The sequence below is a fragment of the Kitasatospora sp. NPDC059747 genome (assembly GCF_042732955.1).
In the GTDB taxonomy this organism is placed as follows: Bacteria; Actinomycetota; Actinomycetes; order Streptomycetales; family Streptomycetaceae; genus Kitasatospora.
Genome location: NZ_JBHWGV010000264.1, coordinates 1 through 2,416 on the forward strand (window position 1 = coordinate 1; position 2,416 = coordinate 2,416).

Sequence of the window (2,416 nt, forward strand, 5' to 3'; positions counted from 1 at the left end):
GGAGCGCCCGTCCCACCCCCCGGTCGCCGCCCGCGCGGGCCGGCTGCTCGCCGTCGCCCAGCCGGACGCCGCACAGGCCGGAGGCCGGGGCGCCGTCGCCCAGGCCGACGTGCTCGCAGGCGTCCTGGAGGACCTGGCAGGACGGTGGGGTACCCAGCCCCGCCCCGTCGCACCCGCGGCACCACCGGTCGCCGAGCCGGCTGCCGGTCCGATTCCGGTGGACCGGCTCGAGGACGAGCGGTTCTTGCTGGCGCTGCTGGTTCACCAGGACGGCGCGGTCGAGGAGGTCTTCGACTGGCTGCGCCCCCAGGACTTCGCCGATCCCGGCCACGGCCAGCTCTACCGGTGTGTGGGCGCGCTCCACCACCGGGGCGAGGTGATCGACCCGGTCACCGTCGTATGGGAGGTTCAGCGGCGCGGCCTGCTTGCCGACGGCACGCTCACCGAGGACCGGCTCGCTCCCATCCTCACCGACGGGGCGACAGGCTCGGCCGAGTGGCTCGGCGAGCAGCTCCTGCGATCCTCCCTCACCCGCACCGCTGCCGGAGCGGCACAGCAGATCGCTGCCCACGCCGACGGTCATCGGCTCGCGCCAGGGCAGTTGATCGGCCACGCGCTGCACGCCCTCGGTCCGCTCGACGACGTACGAGCCCGCTGGCTCGCCGCCACGTCCCCTCCCGAGCCGCCCCAGCCCGCCGCCGGCCAGGCGGCCCGCGTCCACGCGGCGCTCGCCCGCAGCCCCACCACCTTGCGCGACCGCGAGACCTCGGCACCCGGCCCCGTACCGGCCTCCGGGCCGGTGCTCGGGCGAGACCGCTACCGCCCCACCCCTCACTAGCCCTCCCGGAGCCCTTCGTGAACAGCCCCGACAGCGAGTCCTTCACTCTGTACGCACACGCGAGCGCGCTGGAGCAGCAAAAGGCCCTGCTGCCGGCTGCCGGATTCCCCGTCCAGGTGCCGGACCCGGTCGCCCTGCGCCGTCAGATCGCCCGACTCGGCGCCCTCATCACGGCCATGGGCAACGAGTTCACCGCCCGTGCGGCCGAACAGCCCGCCCCCGAGCATGCGCTCCGTGCCGCCGGTGCTTACGCTGCGGCGATCGGCCACGTCGGCCAGGCCGCCGCCGACCTGGGAACGGTCGCCCAGCAGCTCGCCTTCTTCGGCCGGACCGCGGACACCCGCGATGATCCCGAGGTCCGCAAGGCCCGCCAGAACGCGGCCGGTGTGATCGGCTGGGCCATCGAAACGGCCCGCGACGAGCTGGACCAAGGAGCCGCGACTCTGCGGCAGACCGCCTCCGTCGTCGCGCCGCCCTCCCAACGGGTGCAGGCCGCGCTCAGCCGCTCGACCACCGCCGTCACCGTATCGGCCAGGACCGCTCCGAGTACGGCGCCGCCACTCGCACCGCCGGCCTTCTCCTCCGCACGCTTCCGCTGAACCGCCCCCCTCCACACGTCACAACCCGGAGCACCGTTGAACACTCCGACCGACCACACCAACGACTACGCCCGCGCCCTGCGCACCCTGGCCCACGACGTCCGCAGCGCGGCCTCGGCCCTGCCCGCGTTCGCGAACACGACGAGCCCCTCGCACCTCGCCGCAGCTCTCACCCGCGTCGGCGGCCTGCAGCGCGACGCGGTCGCCGCTGCCGGACGCCTGTACCGGGATGGCCACCCGCACCGGCGGCTCCCGATGCCGCAGGCCGTCGCTGCGGCCGACGGCTACTGCGCGGCCACCGCCGACCTCGGCCACGCGGTAACCATCCTGAGCGGCGCGTTGGAGGCGGCCCACCACCTCAACCACCCCACAGCTCAGGAGATCTCCGGGGAACACCAGCAGCTCCGGGCGCGCGTCGAGGACGCCCTCACCGCCACCCGCGCCCACCTCTCCCACGCCTCCACAGCCCTGAGTGAAGGAGCGGATCGGAGCGCCGGAACGACGCCGGCCGCGTCCGCGCAGCGCGCACCCGAGCGAGCGGCCCCGCCTCTTGTCCCGGTCGAGGACGCGAGCCGGATGCTCCGCCTGGCCCACGGCGTCGACGGGGTCCACAAGCACCTGCTCGCCGCCGAGGGCACCAGCCGGGGCATCCATCTGTACTGCGCACTCGACGAACTCGGCCAGCTCTTCAAGCCCTTGGGCGAGGCCGTGTTCTACCCGATCGAGACCGAGCGGACAGAACCCACAGCCGGACGCCGCCACGCCGTCGCCACCCTCGGCCGCGCCGCTGAGTCGGCGGGCCAGGCCATGCGCGCGATCGGCGAGGCGTACCGGCATTCCGGCGGCTGGAACCACGTGCAGCCGGTGCAGAACATCGACGAGCAGGCCGTCGCCGACCCGGTCGCATTCGGCGAGGGTGCCGTCGACCAGCACGTACTCCGGTTCTGCGTCGCGTAGGGCCCGGGTGAGGCCGGGGGCA

At 74.5% G+C, this 2,416-nt stretch carries 2 protein-coding genes and 1 pseudogene; 2 read left to right on the plus strand and 1 reads right to left on the minus strand.

The genetic code is table 11. From position 1 onward, the window contains the following. Nucleotides 1–838: DnaB-like helicase N-terminal domain-containing protein (locus ACFV4G_RS43345; RefSeq protein WP_380449154.1), on the plus strand; the 838-nt coding region annotated here is incomplete at its 5' end. 17 nt (nt 839–855) lie between these two features. Further along, on the plus strand, nt 856–1,437 hold the full coding sequence (locus ACFV4G_RS43350; RefSeq protein ID WP_380449156.1) for a hypothetical protein: 582 nt from the start codon (nt 856–858) through the stop codon (nt 1,435–1,437). An 885-nt stretch (nt 1,438–2,322) separates the two neighbouring features. On the opposite strand, the pseudogene ACFV4G_RS43355 reads toward ACFV4G_RS43350, so the two are convergent. Beyond that, nucleotides 2,323–2,416 (minus strand): annotated as a pseudogene (locus ACFV4G_RS43355) (IS5/IS1182 family transposase); the annotation flags it as partial.